Origin of the sequence: Leisingera sp. JC11, from assembly GCF_040704725.1 — a bacterium.
In the GTDB taxonomy this organism is placed as follows: Bacteria; Pseudomonadota; Alphaproteobacteria; order Rhodobacterales; family Rhodobacteraceae; genus Leisingera.
Genome location: NZ_JBFCVS010000012.1, coordinates 97,127 through 121,642, shown reverse-complemented (window position 1 = coordinate 121,642; position 24,516 = coordinate 97,127). Strand labels below are relative to the sequence as shown.

The following is a 24,516-nucleotide window of genomic DNA, read 5'->3' as shown; positions in this document are numbered from 1 at the left end:
AAAGGCCCCGGCAACCGCCGGGGCCTTTTTTCGTGTCCGCAGGCCTGAAATCCCGAGAATCGGCTATAGTTGACCTCATCAACATAGAGGAGACGACCATGCTGTACCCGCTTGCCACCCTTGAGGCTGATAAACTGGACGCGATCAAGAGCCTCGAAAAGGACATCGGCAGCCCGGTGGTGGCACTGGCCGGTGTCGAAGCGGATACCGCCGCCCTGCCCGAGGATCAGCTGAAGAAGCTGCAGGAGCTGGAAGAGGAACTGGGCGTCGTGCTGGTGGCGGTTCGGCCGAACTAGGCGGCCGGAACGGGTCCGCCAGTTCTCCGGTCAGATATTTTACTTGGGCCATGCCGCGGCCGGGCTGGGACAAACGGGCACAGCACTGCGCGGCACAAGGTGAGACTGTCGGCGAATGCCGGCCAGGCTCTGCGGCGGCTGCCAACCGCTGGCAATTGACACGCGCATTGCGGGTCAAAATGCAATTGCCGTTTCCCGGCAATTTGGAGTTTCGCCCGGTTTTGTTATTTTTTAGGGCTGAACGGCAGAATTTCAGGCAGATTTCCCCCGGATTTGAGCCTGGATTTCTCCGCCAAACCGTCTGCAGGGACTATGGCAAGAATGTGTCACTGACTCGCAAACAACGTCCGAAACTTCCAAAAACTTGGCTACAACCCCAACATGTTGAAGGCTGAACCACACAGGTAATCAATATCTTGAGGGCTGGAGGCAGCATGACCAAACAAGAGGCTTCACCTTTCGGATTTCACGGAAATGAAAGGCCGCTTGCTCCGGCGAAGCTAGCGCTTTTAGCTGCGATTGCCGCCATCGGCAGCACCGCAAATGGTGAGGAATACATAGAGCCGGAGATGCCCGGCGTTCAGGTTGCAAACGCATTCGAAGAAGGCGCCCGCGCAATGATGTGCGAAAAGGTTGGCTTCTTGTCTTTTGTCTGGGCAATTGATCAGGAATTGAAATCGCCCCAATTTCCGGATGCCAGCGTCCAGTACAGCGACAGCTTGATCGCCGTGACCCGCGACCGCAGCATCAACGGCATTTCGATTCCCCAATCCGAATTCCTGTGGCGCGAAGCCCCGCGGAAATGGAAATACTCCGGCTTCAACGGCATAGAGCCGGTGACCGATTCCTGCACCGACATCACCGCGGAGATCGCAGCATCCTTCATGGGTTTCGCCGAGGCCGCCTCTTGGGGCTTGCCCGATTTTGAACAGCGCGCCGTATTGTTTGATGCGCTGGAGGACGACCTGCGCACCAGGCTCGAACTGGCCCAGATCGAGCGCGACGAGGCCAAACAGAAACTGGTTGCCCTGCGCGATGATTACTCAGGCCTGGAAACAGAGCTTTCACTGGCCAGAATGGCAGTGTGCGAGATCAGCAGCCGCACACAGGAAATGCTGGTGAATGCGTCGGCCGTCAGCGCGCCGGCGGGCCTTGAGGAGTTCTCGCACAATGCCGCAAGGCTCTTCGGCGGCGAGGATTGCAACGAGACGATCGAAGAGAACATCGAAGAAAAAATCGAAAACGCAGTGTTTGTCAGCACCGGGATGGCACCCCCGAAATAGGCCGGTTTCTGCGGCTCAGGCGCGGCGGCGCGCGCCGCCCTGCACCTCACCGGATCCCCCGGGGATTTCCCCTCCAGACAAACAAAAAGCCCCGCAGTTGCCTGCGGGGCTTTCCGTTTTCGAGCCGTGAGGCCGGGGACTTATCAGTCGCCCGACTTCAGTGCGGCGCCCAGGATGTCGCCCAGCGATGCGCCGGAGTCCGAGGAGCCATACTGTTCCACTGCTTCTTTCTCTTCCGCGATCTCGCGCGCCTTGATGGACAGGCCCAGGCGGCGGGTCTTGGAGTCGACGTTGGTGACGCGCACGTCGACCTTGTCGCCAACCGAGAAACGCTCGGGGCGCTGGTCGGCACGGTCGCGGGACAGGTCGGAGCGGCGGATGAAGGACTTCATGCCTTCGTATTCCACTTCGATGCCGCCGTCTTCGATCGCGGTCACTTCCACGGTGATCACGGAGCCGCGCTTCACGCCGCCCACGGCTTCGGCGAACTTGTCGCCGCCCAGGGCTTTGATCGACAGCGAGATACGCTCTTTCTCGACGTCCACTTCGGAGACAACGGCCTGAACCACGTCGCCTTTGCGGTAGTTCTGGATCGCATCTTCGCCGCGCTCGTCCCAGGACAGGTCGGACAGGTGAACCATGCCGTCGATGTCGCCGTCGAGGCCGATGAACAGACCGAATTCGGTGATGTTCTTGACTTCGCCTTCGACCTGGGTGCCTTCCGGGTGGGTCTCAGCAAAGACTTCCCACGGGTTGCGCATGGTCTGCTTGAGGCCCAGGGACACGCGGCGCTTGGCACCGTCGATTTCCAGAACCATGACGTCGACTTCCTGGGAAGTGGAGACGATTTTGCCCGGGTGGACGTTTTTCTTGGTCCAGGACATTTCGGAGACGTGAACCAGACCTTCGACGCCCGGCTCCAGCTCAACAAATGCACCGTAATCGGTGATGTTGGTGACGCGGCCCTTGTGCACGGAGGACAGCGGGTACTTGGCGCCAACCAGATCCCACGGATCTTCCTGCAGCTGCTTCATGCCCAGGGAGATGCGGTGGGTCTCTTTGTTGATCTTGATGACCTGAACCTTGACGGTTTCGCCGATCGACAGGATCTCGGAGGGGTGGTTCACACGGCGCCATGCCATGTCGGTGACGTGCAGCAGGCCGTCAACGCCGCCCAGGTCAACAAACGCACCGTATTCGGTGATGTTCTTGACGACACCGTCGACTGCCTGGCCTTCGGACAGGTTGCCGATGACTTCGGCGCGCTGCTCGGCGCGGGACTCTTCGAGGATCGCGCGGCGGGAGACAACGATGTTGCCGCGGCGGCGGTCCATCTTCAGGATCTGGAACGGCTGCTTCAGACCCATCAGCGGGCCGGCGTCGCGCACGGGGCGCACGTCAACCTGCGAGCCGGGCAGGAAGGCAACAGCGCCGCCCAGGTCGACGGTGAAGCCGCCTTTGACGCGGCCGAAGATCGCGCCTTCGACGCGCTGATCGTCTGCGTAGGCTTTTTCCAGGCGGTCCCAGGCTTCTTCGCGGCGGGCCATCTCGCGGGAGATGACAGCTTCGCCACGGGCGTTTTCAGCGGCGCGCAGGAAGACTTCCACTTCGTCGCCGACTGCGATTTCAGCCGCTTCGCCGGGGTTTGCGAATTCTTTCAGATCAACGCGGCCTTCCATTTTGTAGCCGACGTCGATAATGGCCTGGCCGGCTTCGATTGCCAGCACTTTGCCTTTGACAACCGAACCTTCGTCCGGGGTGTCCATTTCGAAGCTTTCGTTCAGGAGGGCTTCGAATTCCTCCATCGATGCGTTTTGAGCCATGAGGTCTCAGGTTTCCTTTACTAAGTGTTTCTGGCCATGCGGTTGTCTCCGCCGGTCTTGGTTAAGCCAGTCCAGATCGTGGCCCGGCGCATATCTGATCAAACAAACACAAAGGGCCGAGGTGTTCCTCAGCCCTGCTCAGATATGCCGCCCGGACGTTCGCCGCCCATGTTCTGACAGCGCGCGATATAGGCGGATTCCCGGATGCGCGCAAGGGAAAAGCCCTGCGGGGCAAGGGTAAGACGCATTTGGGCGGCTGCACATGCCGGTTTGCCCTGGCGGCCAGCCCGGCGCGCCTGCCCTGCCGGGGTCAGGGTGCCTTGGAGCGGTACTCCTGTTCCAGCAGGACGACACCCACCAGGACATAGTCGGCCGTCGTGCCCTCCCCGCGCAGCGGCAGGTAGACTTCGGTGGTGCTCCGGTACTCCGGCAGCGGGCCGACATAGGGCAGCGAGATCAGCAGCGGGCGGGGGTTGGCGGCCAGTTCGGCAAAGCAGCTCCACATCATGGAGCCGGGGCCGAAGCCGGGATGTTCCGTAAGCCGGGTGCCGGCGAACTTGCTGCTCAGCGTGTTGATGATCTTGTTGCGCACATAGAGGGCCTTGAAATCGCAGGCCTCCCCGGCCTGGGTCCGTTCGATTTCAAAGACCGACAGGATATTCGGCATCGTGGCGGGATAGGGCAGGCCCAATTTGGAAAGCCGCGGGAACGCATCCGCCCCGGACGCGCTTTTCCACAGAAAGAAAAGGGATTTCAGCGCCGGATCCAAGTCACCCACGGAAAAGTCGGCAGTAAACATATAAACAACACCCTCCCCGTGGCACAATCACAGCGAGCGGCACTGGCACCAGACTGCATTTGCCCGGCGAAAACAGTGCTGCCTTTCCAATGTAGCGCAAAAACAGTGTATTAAAGGTTTCCGCGGGGGAATTTTCTGCCGGTAAAACGGAAAGCCGGCGGCAGGCCGCGTAACGGGCCGCCTGCCGCCGGGGTCAGAAATATCAGGCGATTTCGGTCACGATGGTGTCGCGGGATTTGCGCACTTTCTTCATCGGCAGCAGCCAGTCGCCCTCTTCAGCGCGGTAGCCGAGCGGCAGCAGGACGACGGAGCGCAGACCCTTGTCCTTGAGGCCAAGAATTTCGTCGATCTTTTCGGGCGTGAAGCCCTCCATCGGGGTGCTGTCCACTTCCAGCTCAGCCGCGGCGGCCAGCGCAAAGCCCAGTGCGATGTAGGCCTGGCGGGCGGCGTGGTCGTGGTTGGTGCGCTCCTCGCGCGGCAGGTAGGTCGCCTTAAGATTGTCGTAATACTGGTTCAGCATCGGGATCTCGCCGCGCTCTTCGGTCATCTGGCGGGTGACGGCGTCGATCCGGTCCTCGGAGTAATTGTCCCAGGCGGCAAAGACGATGAGATGCGAGCCGTCGGTGATCTGGGCCTGGTCCCAGGCGTGCGGACGGATCTGCGCGCGGATTTCCGGGTTGGTGATCACGAAGACCTCAAACGGCTGGGTGCCGGAGGAGGTCGGCGCCATGCGGATCGCCTCGATGATTTCGTCGACCTTTTCCTGTGGGACCGCCTTGGCGGGGTCCATCTTCTTGGTGGCGTAGCGCCAGTTCAGCTTCTCGATCAGGGAGCTCTTGCTCATGTGTCCGGTCCTTTCGCGGCCTCGTGTGAAGGGTGGTATAAATTTGTAACCGGCTATATAAGAGGTACCGGAAAGGGCGCAAGAAGGCACATTTCTGAGCCCCGGTTACACGGAAGGAACCACCATGGCAGAGGCGCAATGCCCGGAATGCGGGCGCATCAATGAGGTGCTGTCGCGGGTCGGCGACCGCTGGAGCGTGCTGATCGTGATCTCATTGGCGCAATACGGCGTGCTGCGCTTCAATGAGCTGAAGCGGCATCTGGGGATTTCCCAGCGGATGCTGAGCCTTACCCTGCGCGAGCTGGAGCGCGACGGGCTGGTGAGCCGCACCTATCACCCGACAATCCCGCCCAAAGTGGAATACGCGCTGACGCCGCTGGGGGAATCGTTCCGCGAACCGGTCAAGGCGCTGGGGCTGTGGGCGCTGGAGCATCTGCCGGTGATCGACGCGGCACGGGCGGAATATGATGCCGCCGCGGAGGCGGAGAAGAAAACCGCCTGATACGGCGGGCCGCGGCGGCTAGTCCCGGAACGCCCAGACGCGGACGTCCCGTTTCAGCATCGCCTGTTCAGCGGCATCCAGCCGGGCGGCCGCGGCAGCGGGGTCGCGGCTGCCGCCCGCCCTGGTCCAGATCTTGAGCGCCGAGGCCGGGCTCCAGGGCAGGCAGGCGGAGGCCAGCCACTGCCGCAGCCCCGGCGGCAGCGCGTCATAGGCCTGCATCGGATCCCCTGCCCTGCGCCGCCGTTTCAGGCGGGAGTTCAGGTTGCGGCGCGCCCTGCGGTCAGCCATTGCGGCGCCAGCTTGGGAAGGGGTCCTCCAGGGAGGCCCAGGCCGGATCGAATCCATTTGCCGTTTCCGGCATCAGGCAGGCATCAAGGCGGGCGGTGGTGGCTTCCTTGTCGAGGCCTGCACCGATGAACACCAGTTCCTGGCGCCGGTCGCCCCAGGTCTCGTCCCAGTTCTGCAGGAATTCGCGCCGGGCCTCGGGGTGCGTGGGCCAGCGTTCCGTTGGCACCGCCGCCCACCACAGGCCCAACGGGCGGACCGAGGAGATGGCGCCGGCCAGCGAGAATTCAGCGGCCCATTCCGGGCGGGTGGCCAGCCAGAAATGACCCTTGGCGCGGATCACGCCGGGCAGGTCGCCATTCAGCAGCGCATGGATCTTGGCAGGATCAAAGGGGCGTTTGGCGCGGTAGACAAAGGAGGAGATGCCGTATTCCTCGGTTTCCGGCACATGGTGCTCAAACCCATAGAGCTCCTTGGCCCAGAGGGGGTGCTCGTGGGCCTTGTCAAAGTCGAAGCGCCCGGTGTCGAAGATGCGGTCTCCGTCAACTTCGGAGAAGTCGGTCTGGATCACTTCCGCATCCGGGTTCAGCGCCTTGATCACCAGCATCGCCGCTTCGGTCTGGGCCGGCCCCGCCTCAGTCACCTTGTTCAGGATGATGACGTTGGAAAATTCGATCTGGTCGGTCAGCAGATTGACCAGGGTGCGGTCGTCCTCCTCGCCCAGGCTTTCGCCGCGGTCGCTGAGGAAATCATGGCTGGAGAAGTCCTTCAGCAGGTTCACCGCATCCACCACGGTCACCATGGTGTCGAGGCGGGCGACGTCCGACAGGCTTGCGCCCTGCTCATCCCGGAAATCGAAAGTTGCGGCCACCGGCAGCGGCTCGGCAATGCCGGTGCTTTCGATCAGCAGATAGTCGAACCGCCCCTCGCCCGCGAGACGGCGCACCTCCTGCAGCAAGTCGTCGCGCAGGGTGCAGCAGATGCAGCCGTTGGTCATTTCCACCAGCTTTTCATCCTGCCGCGACAGTTCCGCTTCGCCGCGCACCAGATCGGCGTCGATGTTCACTTCGCTCATGTCGTTGACGATCACCGCAACCCGGCGGCCCGCGCGGTTGTTCAGGACGTGGTTCAAAAGCGTGGTCTTGCCCGCTCCGAGGAAGCCCGAGAGCACGGTTACCGGCAGCCTGCTGTCTGTCATGCGCGAATCCCTTATGTTATATCATAACAATTAACGGAGCGGAGATAGCAGCCTGTTCCGCAGCCCGCAACCCTGGAAGCAGCAGAGCGGCCGGAGCGCAAAGGGGCATTCTGCCGTCCGGATGCCGCAAACGGGCATTCAGGCGCCGTGTTTTGCCGCCAGTCTGGGACCAAACCAAAAGGGGAGGACAGCATGACCCAACCGCCGAATTTCCTGGTCATCATCTCGGATGAGCACCGCAAGGATGCGATGGGCTGCGCGGGCCATCCCATCGTGAAGACCCCGAACCTGGATGCATTGGCGGTGCGCGGCACGATGTTCACCGCGGCCTATACGCCCTCCCCCATGTGCGTGCCGACCCGCGCGGCGCTGGCCACCGGCGACTGGGTGCACAGGACCGGCCACTGGGACAGCGCGACACCCTACGCCGGAACCCCGCGCAGCTGGATGCATCAGCTGAGGGAGGCCGGCCGCGAGGTGGTCTCGATCGGCAAGCTGCATTTCCGCTCCGCAGAAGATGACAACGGGTTTTCCGAGGAAATCCTGCCGATGCATGTGGTCGGCGGCGTCGGCTGGGCGATTGGCCTGCTGCGGGAAAACCCGCCGCCCTATGACTCGGCAGCGGAGCTGGCCGGGGATGTCGGCCCTGGAACCAGCACCTATACCGACTATGATCTCGCCATCACCGATGCGGCAGAGGCCTGGCTGGCGGATCCCAAGCGGCAGCAGCAGCCTTGGGCGGCCTTTGTCTCGCTGGTCAGCCCGCATTACCCCCTCACCTGTCCAGAGGAATGGTACAGCCTGTACGACCCGGCAGAAATGGACCTGCCCGTGGGCTATCGCGAAGGGCTGCCGGAGCATGAGGAGCTGCGCAACATCGCGGGTTTCTTCAACTACGATGATTACTTCGACGAGCAGAAGATGCGCGCGGCCAAGGCGGCCTATTACGGGCTCACCTCCTTTATGGATGATTGCGCAGGCCGGGTGATCCGGGCGCTGGAGGCCAGCGGCCAGCTGGAGAACACGGTGATCCTCTATGTGTCGGATCATGGCGACATGATGGGGGATCAGGGGTTCTGGACCAAGCAGGTGATGTATGAGCAATCCGCAGGCGTGCCGATGATCGCCGCCGGGCCGGGGATTCCGGCGGGGCAAAAGGTGGCGACCTGCACCAGCCTGACCGACATCGCCGCCACCGCGCGCGAGGTTTGCGGCGTGGCGGAGGATCCGGAGCTGCCGGGCGTGTCGCTGCGCGCGATTGCCGATGCCCCCTATGACGAGAGCCGCACCGGGTTCAGCGAATACCACGACGGCGGCTCCAGAACCGGCGCCTTCATGGTGCGCTGGGGGCGGTGGAAATATGTCCACTACGCCGGAATGCCGCCGCAGCTGTTCGACCTGGAGGGTGATCCGCATGAGCAGGCGGACCGGGCAATGGACGGGGGGAAAGACCCGCAGATCAAAGCAGCCCTGGCGGAGGGGGAGCGGCGTCTGCGGGCGATCTGCGATCCCGAAGAAGTGAACGCCCGCGCTTTTGCCGATCAGCGCCGCAGGATTGCGGAACTGGGCGGCGAAGAGGCCTGCCGAATGGCTTACGTGTTCAACCACACGCCGACGCCGGACGAGCAGGACAAGATGCGCGAGGGCTCTCCGTTGTAGCTCTTGCCGCCTGCCCTGCCCTTGCCTAGGGTCGCTGGCGGGAGGCCGTGCCATGACACTGGAAGAGGCAATTGCAACCCAGCCGCTGTGGGCGCAGGTCTGGGTCAACATCCTGTTTCTGGGCGCCTTTGTGCTGCCGCTGGTACTGCTGATCTGGAAGCCCAGCCGGATCGCGGGACTGGTAACGGTGGCGGCCAGTGTGCTGGCGGCTGGCGGGGTCTACTGGATCTACGGGCAGCTCGGCTATGTGCGGCTGCTGGGCCTGCCGCATATCCTTTTCTGGACACCGCTGGTTTTCTGGCTGTGGCGCCAGCAGGCGCGCCCGGATATGCCCGTCTGGCCACGGCGGATCATTCTGACGGTATGCACGGTGATCGTGGTCTCTCTGGTTTTCGATTACGCGGATGCGGCGCGCTATCTGCTGGGAGAGCGGCAGCCGTTCTGAGCTGCCGCCTAGAGGTCGATTTCCAGCACACCTTCCGGTTCCGATGCACGGGACTGGCAAAGAATGATGGAACCCTCGCGCTGCTTGTTCGAGAGCACGAAGTCGCGGTGCTCGGCGTCGCCGGAGATCAGCCCGCACTTGCAAACGCCGCAGATGCCGTCGGAGCATTTCACGTCCACATGGATGCCGCTTTCGGCCAGCGCATCTGTGGCGGTTTTCTCCGCCGACACCAGGATCTCGCGACCCGATTTCGCCAGCTTCAGGGTGAAGGGGTGGTTTTCGTATTCGGGCTGTTCGGGAACCGAGAAGTATTCCATGCGGCGGGCCTCTTCCGGGAAGCCATTGGCTTCTGCTGCCTCAAGCACGGCCTGCATGTATGCCTCCGGTCCGCAGGTGTAGACATGGCTGCCCGGCGCGTATTGCAGTACTTCGTCCAGGTCTGCGCGGGTGCCCTGGTCCGAGAAATGCAGATGCACTTTTTCAACCCAGGGAACGTTCCGGAGATCCTCCAGGAACCCAGCGCTTGTCCTTTTCGAACAGGAGTAGCGAAATTCGAAATCCCGGCCCAGCGCGTGCAGACGGTGGGCCATGGCGATCATCGGCGTCACCCCGATGCCGCCGCCCATCAGGTAGGACTTGGCAGCATCCTCGACCAGCGGGAAGTGGTTGATGGGCTTGGAGATGAAGACCATCCGGCCTTCCTCGAAGATCCGGTGCAGCAGCTTGGAACCGCCGCGGCCTTCGTCCTCGCGCAGCACCGCGATCTGGTATTTCGAGCGGTCCGCCGGGTCGCCGGACAGCGAGTACTGGCGGAAAAACTCCGGGGCCACCACCACGTCGATATGGGCGCCTGCAGAGGCCGGGGGCAGAAGGGCTCCATCCGGCAGGGAGAACTCGAACTTGGTGACCGCATCCGTCATGTGCTCAACCTTCGACAGACGCACCCGCATCACCGGGGCGTCGCCCTGACCGGCTGAATAGACATGCTCCGGCGGCAGGCCTGCGGCGCGGCGGCGCTTATGCTCGGCGGCCGGGATCATGGCCTGATAGGCGGCAATCCCGGCCTCGCGGTCCATCGGCGCGGGCCAGGCATAGGGCGGCGGTGCCAGTGGCGCCGGGTAGACCGCCAGGGTCTGGTCTTCGAGCTTCAGGTCCAGGTCCTTGGACAGCTTGCGGGCGTTCACAGGATGCTGGGAGGGGGCATACGGCCCCTCCTCCACCATCTCCAGGTCCCACCACCATTTCTTAGTGCCGTTCACCTCGCCATTGCCCAGCGCGTCGTCGAGTTTTGCAAGCAGCGGCGCGCTGCCCGGCAGGTTCATCGCGGCCCAGCGGAACGGCGCCTCGGCAAACAGTCCTTCGAGGTTCCAGGGGCAGGTCTTCATGCAGCGCCCGCACATCGCGCCTCCAGGCACGGTGACCCGGTAAGTGGTGCATTTCTGGCTGTCGGATTTCCAGATCTCGTAGCCGTTGAACATCAGCTTGGGGCCTGCGGTGATGGCGCCGGAGGGGCATTCGCGGGCGCATTTGTTGCAGGCCTCGCAGAAGCGCTGCAGGCCGAAGTCGACCGGCTTGTCATGGGCCATTGGCAGGTTGGTGGTCACGGCACCGGATTTCAGGCGGGGGCCGAGGAAGGGATTGAGGATCACTTCGCCGATGCGGGAGACCTCGCCGAGGCCGGAGAGCAGCAGCAGCGGCGGCTGCAGCACCTCGCCGTCCATCACCGAATGCACCCGGGCGGTATAGCCGAGGTTGCGGATCTGCTGCGCGATCACCCCGCCCAGAAGCGAGAACCGCAAGTAGGCGCGCATCGACTGGGCGCAGGCGATCCAGTCGTCGCCGGAGGCGCCCTCCATCGTCTCATGGCCCTGGTCGATGATTATGCTGATGGCGTTTTCGTGATACGGTGCCAGAGGTTCGCCGGCCGCATCGTGGGAATAGTAAGCCCAATCCGGGCAGCGAGAGATGCCCACCGCGTCGCAGCCGAGGAAATAGGCCGCGGCCTTGATATTCGCGGCGTTGCGGGCGGCATCCGCGGCGCTGGGGTCAACTTGCGGCGCAGGGTCGCCGTCCTGCAGCAGCACGAAGGCCGCAAGCGAGGATCGGAAGGCAAAGGCGGAGGAGGACTTGCGGACATAGTTGCCGTTCTTCGCCGCTTCCTGCGGGCCTTTGCCAAGGTCGCCGAACAGGGAGCGTGCGAACATGTCGGCGCGTTTCGGCACCCGGGCGACGTTCACTTCGTCGATATAGGTGGTGGGGTCTGCAACCCGTTTCAGGGTCTCAAACGGGTGCGGGCCGTCCGTGAAACGGCGCTTGGCGTAGGGGTCGCGGGTGGCGGCGCTTTTGGCGTGGGTGCCGAGGCCCAAACGGTATTTCAGGCCAAGCGCCTGCCCCGGCACCAGCGGCAGGTCGGCAGCCAGTTCCAGCGTGGTGGTCACGGCGGCGATGCCGAAACGGGCGCCAAGAAAGGGGTTTGTCAGCACGCCGTCCTCATAGGTGGCAAGGCCTGCCTGCACCGCCAGCTTGCCCAGATGCGCATCCGTGGCGGCGCCGGTGTGGGCGCGCGCCTCCCAGCCCAGAAGACGGATGTAGTTGGCCAGCGTCACCACGGTTTCCGCTGCCCGCAGGCAGGCGCGCTGATCCTGTGCATCCGCCAGCCAATCGGTGCCACTTTCCCCGGTTTGGGGGTCGCGGGGGAACTCGTAGACATAGACCAGCGCGTGCGTGTGGTGGCGGCAGTCCGCGGGCGGGGCCTGCATCGCCTCGCGCAAGTTTGCCATCACCACGTCGATGCCAGAGGCAAAGGTCTTGGTCTGCTTGCTGCGCAGTGTGTCCGCCAGCGCCGCCACATCCGGGTTCACCAGCGGCGCATCCAGCCAGGCAGCCGACGGCACCGCGCAGGCGCCCGCCAGCGAGGCGTCGCAGAAGTAGCCGAAGGCCTTCAGGTGATCCGTACGCTCCTGCGGGTCCGAAGGGATTTCTGCGCGTTCCTTTTTCACCAGCCCTTCGCGGGTGGCGTCCAGCATGGCCTGATAGTCGCGCATCGCGTTGACGATGGAGAGCGGCGCGTCGGGGCGCAGGAAGCTGACCTGCGCCAGCGGCGGCAGCGCGGCCATCCCGTCCGGCTCTGCCTGCCGCGCCAGCGTCTCCATCGGATAGGGCCCCAGGTGCACAGGCCGGTTGCGGTAGGAAAACAGTTTGCCCATGAAGTGTGGCCCCCGGTGATTTACAGCTTGGCGACGATGCGCGGCTCGCCCTGCAGCAGCTTGGCGATGGACCGGCGCAGCTCTGCCAGTTCTTCGCCGGTCAGCTTGGCCTCAAAATAGGCGGCGTTTTCCTGCGCGATGGGCAGCACTGCCTGCAGCGCCGCCTGCCCCGGCGCGGCCAGTTCGACCCGGATCGAACGGCCGTCGCCGCTGCCGCTGCTGCGGGTGATCAGGCCGCGTGCCTCCATCTGCCGCAGGGCGCGGGAGATGGCGGTGCGGTCGATGCCGATGAAGTCCGCGATCTCCGACGGGGTCGCCAGCCCTTCCTCCCCCGCCGCCAGCAGCACGCACCAGGTGACGCGGCTCAACCCGTATTCGGCGATGCGCTGTTCGAAGCGGCGCTCGTTCACGCGCGCCAGCATGGTGATCTGATAGCCAAGGGATTGGTGCAGGTGAAAGCGGTGCTGAGTCATGATAATTGACAATGTCAACTATATGCCCCGCAAAAGCCAGCAGATTCTGCACATGCCCTCTTGGCGGCCTTTACGGATAGGCGTAACGCGAACTGCGCCCTGCCGCGGGCGTTGCATCATTGCGGGCAGCCTGTATCCTCGAAAACAGGGCTGGACACCCGCTAGGAGAACAGCATGAAATTCCGCTTTCCCATTGTCATCATTGACGAAGATTTCCGCTCCGAAAACTCCTCAGGCTCCGGTATCCGGGCGCTGGCCCAGGCCATCGAAGACGAAGGATTCGAAGTGCAGGGCGTCACCGGCTATGGCGACCTGTCGCAATATGCGCAGCAGCAGTCCCGCGCCAGCGCCTTTGTGCTGTCGATCGACGACGAGGAGTTCACCCCCGGCCCCGATCTTGACCCGGCGGTGGTCGCCCTGCGCACGTTTATCGAGGAGGTGCGCTGGAAGAACGCCGATGTGCCGATCTATATCTACGGCGAGACCAAGACCAGCCGCCACCTGCCCAATGACATCCTGCGCGAGCTGCACGGCTTCATACACATGTTCGAGGACACGCCGGAGTTTGTCGCCCGCCACATCATCCGCGAGGCGAAAAGTTACCTGGAAAGCATCCAGCCACCGTTTTTCAGGAAGCTGTTGGATTATGCCGAGGACGGCTCCTACTCCTGGCACTGCCCGGGGCATTCCGGCGGCGTGGCGTTCCTGAAAAGCCCGGTCGGGCAGATGTACCACCAGTTCTACGGCGAAAACATGCTACGCGCAGACGTCTGCAATGCGGTGGAGGAGCTGGGGCAGCTCTTGGACCATAACGGTGCGATCGGAGCGTCAGAGCGCAATGCGGCACGGATCTTCAACGCCGATCACTGCTATTTCGTGACCAACGGCACCTCGACCTCCAACAAGATGGTTTGGCATCACACCGTGGCGCCGGGTGACGTGGTGGTGGTGGACCGAAACTGCCACAAGTCGATCCTGCATTCGATCATCATGACCGGTGCCATCCCGGTTTTCCTGAAGCCGACCCGCAACCACTGGGGCATCATCGGCCCGATCCCGCATTCGGAGTTCGAAATTGACAGCATCAAGGCCAAGATCCGCGCCAATCCGCTGCTGGAGGATGTCGATGCCGATGCGGTGAAGCCGCGGATCCTGACGCTCACACAGTCCACCTATGACGGGGTGCTCTATAACACCGAGGTGATAAAGGGGCAGCTAGACGGCTATACCGAGAACCTGCATTTCGACGAGGCCTGGCTGCCGCATGCGGCCTTTCACCCGTTCTATGGCAGCTATCACGCGATGGGCCGCAAGCGGGCGCGCACCAAGCATTCGGTGACCTATGCCACCCAGTCGATCCACAAGCTGCTGGCAGGCATCAGCCAGGCCAGCCATGTGCTGGTGCAGGACAGCGAGGAGACCAAGCTGGACCGGCATCTGTTCAACGAGGCGTACCTGATGCACACCTCTACCAGCCCGCAGTATTCGATCATCGCCAGCTGCGATGTGGCGGCGGCGATGATGGAGCCGCCGGGCGGCACCGCGCTGGTCGAGGAAAGCATCATGGAGGCGCTGGATTTCCGCCGCGCTATGCGCAAGGTCGATGAGGAATACGGCGCCGATGACTGGTGGTTCCAGGTCTGGGGGCCGGAGGATCTGGCCGAGGAAGGCATCGGCAGCACCCGGGACTGGGTGCTGAAGAAGACCGATGCCGACGGTGTGGAGGCGGGCGGCGAAGACAGCTGGCACGGGTTTGGCGACATGGCGCCGGGCTTCAACATGCTGGACCCGATCAAGGCCACCATCATCACCCCGGGCCTCAACCTGGACGGCCGGTTCGAGGACTGGGGAATCCCGGCTTCGATCGTGACCAAATACCTGGCCGAGCACGGCGTGGTGGTGGAAAAGACCGGGCTCTATTCCTTCTTCATCATGTTCACCATCGGCATCACCAAGGGCCGCTGGAATTCGCTGCTGAGCGCGCTGCAGCAGTTCAAGGACGACTTTGCCCGCAACTTGGCCGTGCCGCGCGCAATGCCGGAGTTTTGCGCCAGCCAGCCGCGGTATGAGCAGATGGGCCTGCGCGACCTGTGCGAGCATGTGCATGCGCTTTATGCCCGCAATAATGTGGCGCGGCTGTCGACAGAGATCTACCTGAGCGACCTGACCCCGGCGATGAAGCCAAGCGATGCCTTCAGCCATATCGCCCGGCGCACCACCCAGCGGGTGCCGATTGACGAGCTGGAGGGGCGCATCACCACCAGCCTGGTGACCCCCTACCCGCCTGGCATTCCGCTGCTGATTCCGGGCGAGGTGTTCAACAAGAAGATCGTGGAATACCTGAAGTTCAATCGCGCCTTCGGGCGGGAGTGCCCGGGGTTCGAGACCGACATTCACGGGCTGGTGCAGGAGGTCGGCCCCGACGGGCTGACCCATTACTTCGCCGATTGCGTGGCGGAATAATGCAGCAGGCGGCCGCGTTTCCGCACGGCCGCCTCTGTACTTCTATCTGATCTTGCAAGCTCTGCCGGGTGATTACCCGGCCGGCACGGCGTTGCTGACGCGTTTGCCGGCGGTCAGCCCGTTCACCTTGGCCACGATGGCGGCAGCGTCCAGCCCGTGGTGGCGGTAGAGATCGCCGATTGTGCCGGTCTGGCCGAAATGCTCTACCCCCAAGGGCACGGTCTGGTGGCCCGCAACCCCGCCCAGCCAGGCAAGCGTCGCCGGGTGGCCGTCAATCACGGTGATGATCTTGCAGTGCGGCGGCAAGCCGGTCATCAGTGTCTCGATATGGGATTGCGCGGCGGCATTGCCGCGCGAGCGCGCCCGCTGCGCCGCGGTCCAGCCCGCGTTCAGCCGGTCGGCTGAGGTCACAGCCAGCACCCCCACGTCGCGGCGGCTTTCGCCGATGATGCCCGCAGCCTTGATTGCCTCAGGCGCCACCGCGCCCTGGTAGGCGATCACCACATCGCAATTCGGCCCCGGCTTGCGCAGCCAGTAACCGCCGTCGATGGCGCCCTGGCGGAAGTCCTCATCGGCGCGCTTGCCCGGTTGCTCCATCGGGCTGGTGGTGAGGCGCAGGTAGACCGAGCCGCCGGTCTCATCACGCAGCCAGGTGCGCTCATCCGGGTCGCCCTCGCCATCACGCTGCAAGTAGTCAAAGGCCCATTCCATGATCAGCGCCAGCTCGTCGGCGAAGGCCGGCTCGAAAGCCGCCAGCCCGTCCTGAGACATCCCGATGAGGGGCGTGCCGATCGACTGATGCGCGCCGCCTTCGGGTGCCAGCGTCACACCCGACGGGGTGCCGACGATCATGAACCGTGCATCCTGGTAGCAGGCATAGTTCAGCGCATCGAGGCCGCGGCAGACAAAGGGATCGTAGACCGTTCCGATGGGGATCAGCCGCTTGCCGAACAGTGAATGCGACAGGCCTGCGGCGCCCAAGAGCAGGAACAAGTTCATCTCGGCAATGCCCAGTTCCAGGTGCTGGCCTTCGGGAGCGAAGTTCCATTTCGCGATGGAGGGAATGCGGTGTTCGATGAAGGCATCCTGCTGCACCTCGCGGGCAAACAGCTTGCGCCGGTTGACCCACGGCCCCAAGCCGGTGGTGCCGGTCACATCGGGCGAGGTGGTGAGGATCCGTGCCGCCAGTTCGCTGCCGCCCTTGGACAGATCGTCGAGGATCTTGCCGAACGCCATCTGGGTCGAGATTTCGCGGGAGCTGTCGATGGCAATCGCCGGCACCGGCAGCGGCGCGTCGAAATGGCGGCGCGGGCCTTCGGCAAAAAAAGGCACCTGGCGCAGGAAATCTTGCAGCGCGGCAGGGTCGGTTACGGTGGCAAAGGGCTCCCATTCTTCTCCTGCGGCGACACCCATATGGGCCTGCCACTCCGCCATCTGTGCCTTGGTCATCAGCCCGCCGTGGTTATCCTTGTGGCCGGCAATCGGGGTGCCCCAGCCCTTGACCGTATAAGCCAGGAAGCAGACCGGGCGGTCGTGGTCTATTGCGGCGAACGTATCCGCCATCGTCTCGACGCAGTTGCCGCCGAGGTTTTCCATCAACTGGGCCAGTTCATCATCGCTGCGCTTCTCAATCAGCGCGCTGACGTCGCCCTGGTCGCCGAGGTCGTCCATCAGGTGCTGCCGCCAGACCGCGCCGCCCATGTAGGTGAGCGCGGAATACTGCTGGTTCGGGCAGGCGTCGATCCAGGCGCGCAAAGCTTCGCCGCCCGGCTCCTCAAATGCGGCCCGCTGCAGGGCGCCGTATTTCACCCGCACCACGTCCCAGCCGAAGGCGTCAAAGATCTTCTCGATCCGCTCAAACAGACCTTCGCGGACGATGCCGTCCAGCGACTGGCGGTTATAGTCGATGATCCACCAGCAATTGCGCAGATCGTTTTTCCAGCCTTCCTGCAGCACCTCGTAGATGTTGCCCTCGTCCAGTTCCGCGTCACCTGCCAGCGCCACCATGCGGCCGGCGCGGGCGTCCTTGCCCCAGTCCTTGGCTGTGATGAAGTCCTGCACCATCGAGGCCAGCGCGGTGATGCCGACGCCCAGGCCGACAGAGCCGGTGGAGAAATCCACGTCATCCACGTCCTTGGTGCGGCTGGGATAGCTTTGCACCCCGCCGAAGCCGCGGAAATTCTCCATCTTCTCGCGGGTCTGATTGCCCATCAGGTACTGCATCGCGTGAAAGACGGGCGAGGCATGCGGTTTCACCGCCACCCGGTCGCCAGGCTTCAGCGCCGAGAAATAGAGTGCCGTCATGATCGACACCATCGACGCCGAAGAGGCCTGATGCCCCCCGATCTTGATCCCGTCCGCCTTGGGGCGGATGTGGTTCGCGTTGTGGATCATCCAATGCGACAGCCACAACAGCCGCTGTTCGATGGTCTTGAGGCGGGTCAGATCGGGGCGCATGGCTCTCTCCTTACTCGGCGGCGTGCTGAACGGGCGCGGGCAAGGCCTGCTCCAGGTCGGCCAGGATGTCGGCTACGTCCTCCAGCCCCACCGACAGACGGATCAGCCCGTCGCTGATGCCGTGCTCGGCGCGCTCTTCCGGGGTGTAGGTCGAGTGGGTCATCGAGGCCGGATGCTGGATCAGCGTTTCCGCATCGCCCAGCGATACCGCCCGCTGGATCATCTGCAGACCATTCATGAAGGCAATGCCACCCTGCAGGCCGCCCTCGACCTCAAAGGCGATCATGGCGCCGGGCTGCGCCATCTGGCGCTTGGCGACATCGGCCTGGGCAAAGCTGTCGTGCCCCGGGAAGGACACCGACTTCACTGCCGGGTGGGCGGCCAGGAAATCGGCCACGGTCACGGCGGAGGCGCAATGGCGGTCCATCCGCAGCGCCAGGGTCTTGAGGCCGCGCAGGATCAGCATGGCGTTGAACGGTGCCATCACCGCGCCGGTCATGTCCTTCATGCCGACCAGGCGGATTTCACCGATCTGCTCGGCGGTGCCGACGACCAGGCCTGCCACCACATCGCCGTGGCCGCCCAGGTATTTGGTGGCCGAATGCAGCACGATATCGGCGCCCAGCTCAATCGGGCGGGTCAGGTAGGGGGTGGCATAGGTGTTGTCGACCACCACCTGCGCGCCTGCGGCATGGGCAATTTCAGATGCCGCCGCGATATCCACCAGGCGCATGTTCGGGTTGGCCGGGGTCTCGAAATACACAACGCGGGTCTTGTCCGAGACAGCGGCGCGCAGGTTTTCCATGTCGGTCATGTCGACATGGGTGATGGTAACGCCCCATTTCGCCAGCCCGTGACGCATGAAGGCAAAGGTGCAGCCATAAAGCGTCTTGTCCACGATCACCTCGTCACCGGGTGAAAGCAGCGTCCACAGAACCGCGGTGATGGCGCCCATGCCGCTGCTGAGTGCGAGTCCGGCCTCGGCGCCTTCCAGCGTGGCGATGCGCTGCTCCAGCAGGTCGCAGGTCGGGTTGGAAATGCGGCTGTAGATGTGGCCCTGGCGTTCGCCTGCGAACATCTCGCCGCCGGCCTCGGCGGTCTCAAATGTGAAGGTCGAGGTCAGGTGCAGCGGCGGCGTCAGCGCGCCTTCGTTGTCCTGCGGGTCATAGGCGTGGTGGATGGCACGGGTGGCAAAGCCGCCGGAGGTTTTCATGGGATGCTCCTGTCTGTTGTTACAGGCATCATCCAACTGTTTCACCGGCAATGGATTGCGAAGTATTTCCAAGTGGGTATCTATATTGGCAGATTCTGCCAATTTGGAGCGAAAAATGGACAGCAAGGACCGCCAGATCATCCGCGCCCTGCAACGTGACGGGCGGATGACCAACCAGGACCTGGCAGAAGCAGTGAACCTTTCCCCCTCCCCCTGCCTGCGCCGCGTGCGCAACCTTGAGGCCCAGGGGGTGATCCAGGGCTACAGCGCAGTGGTCGATGCCAAATCCTACGGGTTGCCGATCACCGTCTTTGTCCGCATCAAGCTGGAGAGGCACGGCGAAGCGGACGTGAAGAATTTCGAGGGCAAGGTGCAGCTGATCGACGAGGTGCTGGAATGCCATGTGCTGACCGGTGCGATGGATTACCAGCTGCGGGTGCTGGTGCCGGATCTGGAAGCCTATGAGGAGTTCATCCGCACCCGAATCCACCCGGTCGGCGGCATTGCCTCAATCGACACCAGTTTTGTGTATGGAACGGTCAAGCGGACGGCGGTGTTTCCGCCTGCCCGCTAAATTGCCAGCCGCCATTCAGGATCAGAACCTGCCAGCCTGGACAATCAGCAAGAGCATCTGCGCCAGGGAAATTGCCGCCCCCATCGGCATTTTCCCCGGCGTCTGAAGCGAGGCCCACTGCCGCCAGCCGGCGGCGGCCTCTGTCCGGCCCAGCAGCGTCAAAGCCAAGGGCACGGTGAGCATTGCGGCGCTGAAGCTCCAGCCGAAGGAAGCCAGCGCAGAGGACGGCACAAACAGCATGGCCAGCGCCATCATCTTGACGTCGCCGCCTGCCAGCACCCGCCCGCAGAACAGCGCAAAGCACAGCGCGAAGACGATGCCTGCCGCCAGCAGCCGCAGCCCGGTTTCCGCCAGCGGCAGCAGCGGCGCGGTCAGCAGGAAGACTGCCGCCAGCCCCAGCATTGTCCAGTTGGACAGCCGCAGGTGCCGCAGGTCGCCCAGCCCGGCATAGATCAGCAGCGGGCTGGCCGCAGCCAGCGGCAGCAGATCCGCGACACCCGTCATGCGGCTGAGTTCCGTCGCGGCGTTTGCCCGGCGAAGGTGTCAACCGAGACCAGCTGATAGACCAGCTCGCTCATGTTGCGGGTGTGTGTCTTGGCGTAGATGTTGCGCAGATGGGTGCGCAGCGTCGATTTCGAGATTCCCAGGTCCGACTGCACCCGCTTGGCAGGCTGGCCTTTGCTCAAGAGCACACAGACCCGGTATTCGGCGCGGCTCAGCTGGGCCGGGTTGTCCATGCTCAGCAGATGCGCCTGAACCCCGGCGTCACGGGCCGCGCGCCGCTCCTTCAGGCAGGCCTCGGCGTAAAGCCCGGGAGAGCGGTTGGTCCAGGTCCGCACCAGGGTGCCGGAAATGATGTTCAAAAGCGCCTGCTGAACAGCACCGGGCCGGGTTGCAAAATGAACCTCCAGGAAATCTGTGTGCTGCTTGCCCGAGCACAGCGGGATCACCGCCAGCTCCACCAGTTTTCGGTCGCTGTGGAACCGGTCCAATGCCGGATCCGCCGACTCTCCGCTCATGGATTTATACCAGATCGCCCCTGGCTTGGCCTTGTCCAGATAGCTGCCCAGCACCGAGCAGGCAAAGGAGCGTTCCAACGGCGGGCTGTTTCCGCTGCCCGCACCCCTGTCAAAGATCACCGATCCTGAAGCCCGGCCCTTGCCAGCCGATACCCTGCAAATTGCAGCTGCTTCCCCCTTAATGGCCGCCGCCAGTCCGCTCAACGCGTCCCTGAAAGGCGCACAGCCGTGCAAACACTCACACCAGCGCGCAATTGGCGCAATCATTCCGGCTTCAGCAGCCCGAATGGTGTGGGTGTCAAAAAGCGCATTGGTCCCCATAACGCGCGTCCCCCCACAGCAGTATTAACTTTTAACATAGCGCTTTTAGTAACTTAGCAAGCGCCCGTACCAATCAACTCCTTATTGCGTCCCCCCATGCTGGCCGGTTCATTCAATTGCGTCAAGAATTTGACGAAAAATGCAGGCAACCGTGCAAATTTGCAACCAAAGGGCGATTTTTTCAGTGCTCCGGCACTGTTCCGCCGAACCAATTGCCGCCGATTGCGGCAATTGTCCAAGCGGGTTCCGAATCAGCTTGCGATAAAGCGGATGTAGCGGATTACCACCGGGCCGATGGTAATCATGACCAACGCAGGCAGCATCAGCGAGGCCAGAACCGCCGACATCTTGACCGGCAGCTTGCTGGCCATTTCCTGCGCCCGCATTTCCCGCTGGCTGCGCAGATCCTCGGAATAAGTGGCCAGCGCCGAGGCCATGCTGGTGCCGAACTGCATCGACTGCAGGGCGACATTTGCAAACGACCGGACAGTGTCCACGCCTGTGCGCCCGGCCATGTCCAGCAGCGCATCGCCGCGGGCGCGCCCGGCCTGGATCTGCCGCTGCACGCTGAGCAGCTCGAAGGCCAGATCCGGCGAGACCTGTGCCAGCTCGTTGCCGACGCGGGTCATCGCGGCGTCGAAACCCAGCCCGGAGTCGACGGAAATACGCATCAGATCCAGTGCGTTGGGAAAGGCCTCTTCGATCCGGCGGCGGCGGGCGGCGGCGCGGGCGTTCAGCACGTAGACCGGGCCGAAAAAGCCTGCCCCGACCAGCCCGCTGAGGGCCTGAAAGACTTGCAGATTGGTCCAGCCCGCCACTTGCGCCGTGAACGGGTTGGGCGGCAGCACACCTGGCGTTTTGGCGGCGGCAATGACCAGCAGCAGAAGCCCCGGCACCAACAGCCCCAGGAACACCCTGATCAGCGTGAAGCTGCGCAACGCTCCGGCCTGGGAAAACCCGGCCTGGGACAGCTTGTTTTCCAGCTCCGACCGTTCCGCCAGGCTGGCAGGCACAAAGGCCTTCATCAGCCCGCCGGGCTGGGCCGCGGGCGCCTTCAGCAGCGCCAGGTCGCGGGAGTGGCGGCGCCGGGCCTCGCCCAGCGACGACAGCCGCGCCGCGGCGGGCGATTTCCGTGCCAGGCTGGCAGCGGCGCCGAAATACAGGAGCAGCACGGCGGCGGCGGCCACGGCAGCTGCAAACGCGCCGGGCGGCAGCCCGATTTGGGTAAGGAGGCGTGTGACGATCTCTTCCATAGCGAACCTCCCTGATCAGATCCGGAAATTGACAAGCTTGCGCAGCGTCAACGCGTTCAGCACCGTGAGCAGGATGATCGCGCCCATCATCGGCCGGAACATCGGGTCATCGGCCACCCCGGCGAAGTAGCTCGGCGTCAGCACCGACACGGTGACAAAGATCAGCGGCGGCAGCGCTGACAGCAGCCAGGCGGTCAGCCGCCCTTCGGAAGCCAGCGCATGCACCTTGCGGCGCAGGGCAATCCGGTTGCGGATGACCCGCGACAGGGTTTCCAGCATCACCGACAGATCGCTGCCGGTGCCGTGCTGGATGCTGATGCTGGCGGCCAGATACTGCGCGTCCTCCAGGCCGGTCCTGTCCGCGAATTCCTGAACCGCATCCGGCAGGTCGTCGCCATAGGTCACCTGATCGTAGATGATGCCCAGCTCGGTGCCCGCCGGGTCCGGCATCTCACGCGCCGCTATGCCGATGGAGTTGTTCAGCGGGTGGCCCACCTTGAGGCCGCGCGCCAGCATTTCCAGCGCATCCGGGAGCTGGTGCACCAGTATGTCCATCTGTTTGCGCTGGCGGGCATGCAGCAGGGCGAATGGCACGCCAAAGCCGCCCAGGAGCGCGAATGCAGCGGCCTGCAACGCCCCTGCGAATGCCGCCGCGGCAAGGAAGATCAGCACGGCCAGCGCACCGCAGCCGGCCCAGAACATGCCCGGCGTCAGCGGCACATCGGCGCGGCGCAGGGTCTGCGGCAGCGCGCCGGCCACGGGAATGCGCTGCCAGCCGGTGCGGCGCGGCGGCGGCTTCAGGATGGCAAGCCGTTCGCTGCCGCTGCGCCCCTTGCTGATCATCCGCATCCGGCGGCTGCGGAAAACCGCGGAGCGGCTCTTGCGGCTGGTCAGCTGCCGCACACCGGACAGCAGCAGCAGCACGCCCACCGCAAGGCCGCAGTACACCGCATATCCGCCCAGCTGGCCGTTCCAGCCATGCAACTCCTTCAGCAGATCGTTCAGCATCACGCGCCCTCCGGCTGGAACAGGCCCTGGTCGAACCCCACGCCCGCCGCGTCCAGCAGGGCGGCGCATTGCGGCCGGATGCCGGTCGGGATGAATTCGCCGGCGATGCCGCCATCGGCGGTCTTGCCCATCCGGCGGAACACGAAGATGTCCTGCATGGTGATCACCTCGCCCTCCAGGCCGGTGAGTTCCGAAATGCTGATCACCCGCCGCTGTCCGTCCGACAGGCGGGCCAGCTGCACGATGATCTGCAGGCCCGAGGCGATCTGAGCCCGGATTGCCTGCAAGGGCAGCTCCATCCCCATCATCGAGACCATCTGCTCAATCCGGCCCAGCGCGTCGCGGGCGGAATTGGCGTGCACCGTGGTCATCGAGCCGTCGTGGCCGGTGTTCATCGCCTGCAGCATGTCAAAGGTCTCGGCTCCGCGCACCTCGCCGACGATGATCCGGTCCGGGCGCATCCGCAGGGCGTTGCGCACCAGGTCGCGCTGGCTGACGGCGCCGCCGCCAGAGGGGTTCGGCGGGCGGGTTTCCAGCCGCACCACATGGGCCTGCTGCAACTGCAGTTCCGCCGCATCCTCGATGGTGACGATCCGCGCGCGCGGGTCGATGCCAGCCGAAATCGCATTCAGCATCGTGGTCTTGCCGGAGCCGGTGCCGCCGGAGATCAGGATATTCATCCGCGCCTCGACCAGCGCCTGCAGAAAGGCCGCGGCACGGCCGTTCAGCGCATTGCCGGCCACCAGCTTCTCCAGCGTCAGCGGATCGCGGGCGAATTTGCGGATCGACAGCGACGGGCCGTCGATGGCGCAGGGCCGGATAATCGCGTTGACCCGGCTGCCGTCCTCCAGCCGCGCATCCACCCAGGGGTTGCTCTCATCCACCCGGCGCCCGACGCGCGAGACGACCTTGTCGATGATCCGCAACAGGTGCTTTTCATCGCGGAACCGCACGCCGGTCTGTTCCAGAACGCCGCTGCGTTCGACAAAGACCGTCTTGTGGCCGTTCACGAGAATATCGTTGATGCCGGGATCGGCCAGCAAGGGCTCCAGCGGGCCAAGCCCCAGCACCTCGTCGATCAGGTCATCCACCAGGCGGCGGAATTCATCGGCGCGCAGCGGGTTGTTCTCCTCGGCCAGCACATCGCTGACCAGCGCCGCCACCTCGCGGCGCAGCTCCTCCGGCTCGACCTTGTCGATCACCGCCAGGTTCAGCCGGTCGATCACCGCCTCATGCATCCGGCTCTTCAGCTCCAGAAAGGCCGTCAGTTTGCGGGCTTCCTCGCTGGTGTCCGGCTCTGCCATGGGCATATCGCCGCCGGTCTCCGGCCACAGCGGCACCACCCTGTCCGCGGCGGTTGCGTTTTCTGTTCGCTTGCCAAAATTCCTGAACATC

At 63.9% G+C, this 24,516-nt stretch carries 21 protein-coding genes; 7 read left to right on the top strand and 14 right to left on the bottom strand.

Going from position 1 to position 24,516, the window contains the following annotated elements:
• The first annotated feature begins 98 nt into the window (after positions 1 to 98).
• Entirely contained in the window at positions 99 to 296 is a 198-nt protein-coding gene (locus tag AB1A62_RS14770) for a hypothetical protein (protein WP_366662219.1), read from the top strand.
• A 434-nt stretch (positions 297 to 730) separates the two neighbouring features.
• Complete coding sequence (locus tag AB1A62_RS14765; protein WP_366662218.1) at positions 731 to 1,579, top strand: hypothetical protein; 849 nt, start codon at positions 731 to 733, stop codon at positions 1,577 to 1,579.
• Between the two features lie 143 nt (positions 1,580 to 1,722).
• On the opposite strand, the gene rpsA is transcribed toward AB1A62_RS14765, so the two are convergent.
• From rpsA to AB1A62_RS14750, 3 genes are all read right to left on the bottom strand, one after another.
• The gene (gene rpsA / locus AB1A62_RS14760; RefSeq protein WP_366662217.1) at positions 1,723 to 3,402 is read right to left on the bottom strand and encodes a 30S ribosomal protein S1; all 1,680 of its coding nucleotides are present in this window, start codon (positions 3,400 to 3,402) and stop codon (positions 1,723 to 1,725) included.
• A 310-nt stretch (positions 3,403 to 3,712) separates the two neighbouring features.
• On the bottom strand, positions 3,713 to 4,201 hold the full coding sequence (locus AB1A62_RS14755) for a hypothetical protein (RefSeq protein WP_366662216.1): 489 nt from the start codon (positions 4,199 to 4,201) through the stop codon (positions 3,713 to 3,715).
• 202 nt (positions 4,202 to 4,403) lie between these two features.
• Entirely contained in the window at positions 4,404 to 5,045 is a 642-nt protein-coding gene (locus AB1A62_RS14750) for an NAD(P)H-dependent oxidoreductase (protein WP_366662215.1), read from the bottom strand.
• 124 nt (positions 5,046 to 5,169) lie between these two features.
• On the opposite strand from AB1A62_RS14750, the gene AB1A62_RS14745 reads away from it, so the two are divergent.
• The gene (locus tag AB1A62_RS14745) at positions 5,170 to 5,547 is read left to right on the top strand and encodes a helix-turn-helix domain-containing protein (RefSeq protein WP_366662214.1); all 378 of its coding nucleotides are present in this window, start codon (positions 5,170 to 5,172) and stop codon (positions 5,545 to 5,547) included.
• 18 nt (positions 5,548 to 5,565) lie between these two features.
• On the opposite strand, the gene AB1A62_RS14740 is transcribed toward AB1A62_RS14745, so the two are convergent.
• Both AB1A62_RS14740 and zigA read right to left on the bottom strand, forming a co-directional pair.
• Positions 5,566 to 5,835, bottom strand: a complete 270-nt coding sequence (locus AB1A62_RS14740) for a DUF6525 family protein (protein WP_366662213.1) — start codon at positions 5,833 to 5,835, stop codon at positions 5,566 to 5,568.
• Positions 5,828 to 7,030, bottom strand: coding sequence for a zinc metallochaperone GTPase ZigA (zigA, locus tag AB1A62_RS14735; RefSeq protein ID WP_366662211.1), 1,203 nt, complete (start codon positions 7,028 to 7,030; stop codon positions 5,828 to 5,830). Before zigA ends, AB1A62_RS14740 begins: the two co-directional genes overlap by 8 nt.
• Before the next feature lie 192 nt (positions 7,031 to 7,222).
• On the opposite strand from zigA, the gene AB1A62_RS14730 reads away from it, so the two are divergent.
• Positions 7,223 to 8,689: a sulfatase-like hydrolase/transferase gene (locus AB1A62_RS14730; protein WP_366662210.1), complete on the top strand. Its 1,467-nt coding sequence runs from the start codon at positions 7,223 to 7,225 to the stop codon at positions 8,687 to 8,689.
• A 52-nt stretch (positions 8,690 to 8,741) separates the two neighbouring features.
• Entirely contained in the window at positions 8,742 to 9,134 is a 393-nt protein-coding gene (locus AB1A62_RS14725; RefSeq protein WP_366662209.1) for a hypothetical protein, read from the top strand.
• A gap of 8 nt (positions 9,135 to 9,142) precedes the next feature.
• On the opposite strand, the gene AB1A62_RS14720 is transcribed toward AB1A62_RS14725, so the two are convergent.
• A complete protein-coding gene (locus tag AB1A62_RS14720) occupies positions 9,143 to 12,340 on the bottom strand; it encodes a reductive dehalogenase domain-containing protein (protein ID WP_366662208.1) in 3,198 nt (1,065 codons plus the stop codon).
• Positions 12,341 to 12,360: 20 nt separating this feature from the next.
• A complete protein-coding gene (locus AB1A62_RS14715) occupies positions 12,361 to 12,813 on the bottom strand; it encodes a MarR family transcriptional regulator (protein ID WP_366662207.1) in 453 nt (150 codons plus the stop codon).
• Positions 12,814 to 12,987: 174 nt separating this feature from the next.
• On the opposite strand from AB1A62_RS14715, the gene AB1A62_RS14710 reads away from it, so the two are divergent.
• Positions 12,988 to 15,276, top strand: a complete 2,289-nt coding sequence (locus AB1A62_RS14710; RefSeq protein WP_366662206.1) for an arginine/lysine/ornithine decarboxylase — start codon at positions 12,988 to 12,990, stop codon at positions 15,274 to 15,276.
• A 72-nt stretch (positions 15,277 to 15,348) separates the two neighbouring features.
• Here the strand turns inward: AB1A62_RS14710 and AB1A62_RS14705 are convergent, their stop codons facing one another.
• A complete protein-coding gene (locus AB1A62_RS14705) occupies positions 15,349 to 17,733 on the bottom strand; it encodes a transketolase (RefSeq protein WP_366662205.1) in 2,385 nt (794 codons plus the stop codon).
• A gap of 10 nt (positions 17,734 to 17,743) precedes the next feature.
• Positions 17,744 to 18,946, bottom strand: a complete 1,203-nt coding sequence (locus tag AB1A62_RS14700) for a methionine gamma-lyase (RefSeq protein WP_366662204.1) — start codon at positions 18,944 to 18,946, stop codon at positions 17,744 to 17,746.
• Between the two features lie 115 nt (positions 18,947 to 19,061).
• On the opposite strand from AB1A62_RS14700, the gene AB1A62_RS14695 reads away from it, so the two are divergent.
• Complete coding sequence (locus AB1A62_RS14695; RefSeq protein ID WP_366662202.1) at positions 19,062 to 19,520, top strand: Lrp/AsnC family transcriptional regulator; 459 nt, start codon at positions 19,062 to 19,064, stop codon at positions 19,518 to 19,520.
• A 21-nt stretch (positions 19,521 to 19,541) separates the two neighbouring features.
• Here the strand turns inward: AB1A62_RS14695 and AB1A62_RS14690 are convergent, their stop codons facing one another.
• The 5 genes from AB1A62_RS14690 to AB1A62_RS14670 form a co-directional block, all read right to left on the bottom strand.
• The gene (locus tag AB1A62_RS14690) at positions 19,542 to 20,024 is read right to left on the bottom strand and encodes a prepilin peptidase (RefSeq protein ID WP_366662201.1); all 483 of its coding nucleotides are present in this window, start codon (positions 20,022 to 20,024) and stop codon (positions 19,542 to 19,544) included.
• Complete coding sequence (locus AB1A62_RS14685) at positions 20,021 to 20,617, bottom strand: helix-turn-helix transcriptional regulator (RefSeq protein WP_366662200.1); 597 nt, start codon at positions 20,615 to 20,617, stop codon at positions 20,021 to 20,023. Before AB1A62_RS14685 ends, AB1A62_RS14690 begins: the two co-directional genes overlap by 4 nt.
• 494 nt (positions 20,618 to 21,111) lie before the next feature.
• The gene (locus AB1A62_RS14680; protein WP_366662199.1) at positions 21,112 to 22,113 is read right to left on the bottom strand and encodes a type II secretion system F family protein; all 1,002 of its coding nucleotides are present in this window, start codon (positions 22,111 to 22,113) and stop codon (positions 21,112 to 21,114) included.
• Positions 22,114 to 22,128: 15 nt separating this feature from the next.
• Positions 22,129 to 23,121, bottom strand: coding sequence for a type II secretion system F family protein (locus AB1A62_RS14675; RefSeq protein WP_366662198.1), 993 nt, complete (start codon positions 23,119 to 23,121; stop codon positions 22,129 to 22,131).
• The gene (locus tag AB1A62_RS14670) at positions 23,121 to 24,515 is read right to left on the bottom strand and encodes a CpaF family protein (RefSeq protein ID WP_366662197.1); all 1,395 of its coding nucleotides are present in this window, start codon (positions 24,513 to 24,515) and stop codon (positions 23,121 to 23,123) included. Before AB1A62_RS14670 ends, AB1A62_RS14675 begins: the two co-directional genes overlap by 1 nt.
• Position 24,516 lies beyond the last annotated feature (1 nt).